The 2739-nt window shown below is 64.9% G+C and carries 4 protein-coding genes; 2 read left to right on the top strand and 2 right to left on the bottom strand.

Going from position 1 to position 2739, the window contains the following annotated elements; genetic code table 11:
* Positions 1-87: 87 nt before the first annotated feature.
* On the top strand, positions 88-243 hold the full coding sequence (locus A5789_RS36370; protein ID WP_156772991.1) for a hypothetical protein: 156 nt from the start codon (positions 88-90) through the stop codon (positions 241-243).
* 375 nt (positions 244-618) lie between these two features.
* Positions 619-2076: an amidase gene (locus A5789_RS08220; RefSeq protein WP_064927167.1), complete on the top strand. Its 1458-nt coding sequence runs from the start codon at positions 619-621 to the stop codon at positions 2074-2076.
* 39 nt (positions 2077-2115) lie between these two features.
* Here the strand turns inward: A5789_RS08220 and A5789_RS08215 are convergent, their stop codons facing one another.
* Together A5789_RS08215 and A5789_RS35380 are read right to left on the bottom strand one after the other, a co-directional pair.
* Positions 2116-2448 carry a helix-turn-helix domain-containing protein gene (locus A5789_RS08215; protein ID WP_064911499.1) on the bottom strand — a complete coding sequence of 111 codons (333 nt, stop codon included), beginning with the start codon at positions 2446-2448 and terminating at the stop codon, positions 2116-2118.
* A partial coding sequence (locus A5789_RS35380; RefSeq protein WP_197516572.1) for a type II toxin-antitoxin system RelE/ParE family toxin occupies positions 2445-2739 on the bottom strand: 295 nt, incomplete at its 5' end. The genes A5789_RS08215 and A5789_RS35380, both read right to left, overlap by 4 nt.

Raw genomic sequence — 2739 nt, 5'->3', positions numbered from 1 at the left:
TTCTTGCCGCCGCGCCCAGTGTCTGGCTGATCGTCCTCACCGGTCCGGCGGATCCGCCACCCCACCCCCGCCCGCGATTTCCACATCATGGACTACTCGGACGGTCGCTACCTCGTCCGCCACACCAAACACGACCTCCGCGCGGACCCCGCCGACACATCCATCATCCAGAACCACCTCCAACGCCTCATCGACGCGACCGTTCAAGGATTCCGTGAGGACAACGACCCGAGTTATGCGTAAGACGCAATTCGGCCCTCGGTCATCAGTACTCGAGTTCCCGCCAACCGATGACGATCGGGAACGGGAAATCTATCCGCACTCCTTCCGAGTCGGCGGGAGACCACTCGCCGGCAAGTAGGTAGTTGGCCGGATGTAGCGGCCGAACGCCCGGGGGAGATCGCCGTGACCGGTTTCGAGGGCGTAGGCACGAATCGTGGCTATCGCGCTCTCCGTGCGGGCCAAGGCCACCTCCCTCGCAAGCAGCACGAAACGTGTTCTGTGGGAGTAAATTTCGTTCCAACGAGGTTGTATGGAGAGCGTCTGTCGCGGTGGATCCCGACCGACGCTTCGGCCATGACCACCAGGTGCACGCACCCGGAGATGCGAGGAGAACTGATGCCCGGACCGGAGTTTGCGACGCTGCGCGAGCAGGTAGCCGCGTTGCAGGCCAAGACCATCTCGGCGACCGAACTGCTCGAACTGAGCATCGCGCGGATCGAGAAGTTCGACGAGAAGGTCAATGCCGTTGTGGTGCGGGATTTCGAGCGCGCTCGCGTTGCGGCGAAACAGGCCGATGCGGCGCTGGCGCGGGGTGAGGATGGGCCGCTTCTCGGCGTTCCGGTCGCGGTGAAGGAATCGTTCAATATCGCCGGTCTGCCGACCACGTGGGGTCTGCCCGACGCGAAGGGGTGGGTGCCGGCGGAGGACGCGGTGCTGGTGTCGCGCGTCAAGGCAGCGGGCGGGGTTGTCGTCGGCAAGACGAATGTGCCGTTCTTTCTGCGTGATTGGCAGTCCTACAACGACATCTACGGCACGACCAACAATCCGTGGGATCTGACTCGTTCGCCCGGTGGTTCGTCCGGAGGGTCGGCCGCCGCGCTCGCGGCGGGGTACGTCTCGCTCGCGCTCGGCTCCGATATCGGCGGCTCTCTGCGGGTGCCGGCGCATTTCTGCGGTGTGTACTCGCACAAACCGTCCCGCACGCTGCTGCCGGGGCGCGGGCACATACCGCCGCGCACGCCCGCACTGGAGGCTCCCATGGACCTTCCCGTTGTCGGTCCGATGACCCGCAGCGCCGCCGACCTGACCATGGCGACTCGGCTGCTTGCCGGGCCCGACGAGGTGGAGGCGGTCGCCTACAAGCTGGAGTTGCCACCGCCGCGCGGCGAGGAATTGGCGCAGTTCCGCGTGCTGATCATCGACAGTCATCCGTTGCTGCCGACATCCACCGTGATTCGCGACGGTTTCGACCGGATCGCGCGGGGGCTCGAGAAAGCCGGTGCCACGGTCGCGCGGCAGAGCTCTCTCCTGCCCGACCTGACGCTGACCGCGAAAACCTATTTCACAATGCTGATGTCGCAATTCGGCGCCGATGCCCCGGCCGGCGCGATCCGGGCGATCCAAGCCGTCGTCGCCGAAATTCCGCCGGAGACCGACACCGTCGAGGCGGTCATCCAACGAGCCTTCGTCGCCGGCCACGGCGATTGGGTGAAGGCCGACCGCGTCCGCATCGGCCTGGCCGACGGGTGGCGTCACCTGTTCAAGGAATTCGACGTGGTGCTGTGCCCGATCACGCCGACACCCGCTTTCCCGCACGACCATTCGGGGATGGACACCCGCACGATCGATATCGACGGCATCGCCTACCCGTACAACTACAACCTGGTGTGGGCGAGTATCGCCACCCTGCTCGGGCTACCGGCGACCGCGGCACCGATCGGACACTCGCCGGAAGGGCTGCCCTTCGGCATGCAGATCATCGGCCCCTACCTCGAAGACCCGACGACCTTGCGGTTCGCCGAATTGCTCGAGCAGGAGTTCGGCGGATTCACCCCGCCGCCCGGTTTCGAGTAGGCGCTGGCGACGCGAAGTAGTCGAGCGAGGCGAGAGGTTTCAGGCGACCTTCCAGGTACGGTCGCCGAGCGTGACGACAAGGTCGACCGATCCGCCCAGAGCCGAGACGTACGCTCGGATCGTGTCGATGCCGGACACCTCGCCTCGCTCGATCTTCGAGACCCTCGCCTGCGAAATCCCCAAGGCTTCAGCAACTTCTGTCTGTGTGAGGCCGATCGACTTCCGGATCTCGGCGAGCTGGTGGCCACGCACATAGGCCTCGTGCCGTTCTCGGGCACGATCTCGTGCTGCAGCGCGCTCTGGTTCGGTTCGGGAATCGGCCTGGCGCGCTTTGGCCTTTACCTCGCTCCAGGTGCTGAACTTCGAACTCATTGCTGCTCCTTCAACGCTTCCAGATGCTCAGTGAAGCGCTTGTCGGCCAGGGGTATTGCTTCGTAGTACCACCCCTGCCATTCGTCGGCTTTGTCGCCTGCGACCAGGACTATGGCCTCTCTCGCTGGATCGAATGCGAACAACATCCTCACCTCCGATCGGCCGGTCGATGCGGGCCGGAGCTCCTTCATGTTGTGGAAACGGCTGCCTTTCACTCGGTCCACCAGGGGCCTTCCGGCGGCTGGACTCTCTGCGGAGAGATATCCAGCGCCATTTCGATGAGGTCTCCCG

It is taken from the genome of Nocardia sp. 852002-51101_SCH5132738, assembly GCF_001665695.1.
GTDB lineage: Bacteria > Actinomycetota > Actinomycetes > Mycobacteriales > Mycobacteriaceae > Nocardia > Nocardia nova.
This window is presented reverse-complemented; position numbering and strand designations above follow the sequence as displayed.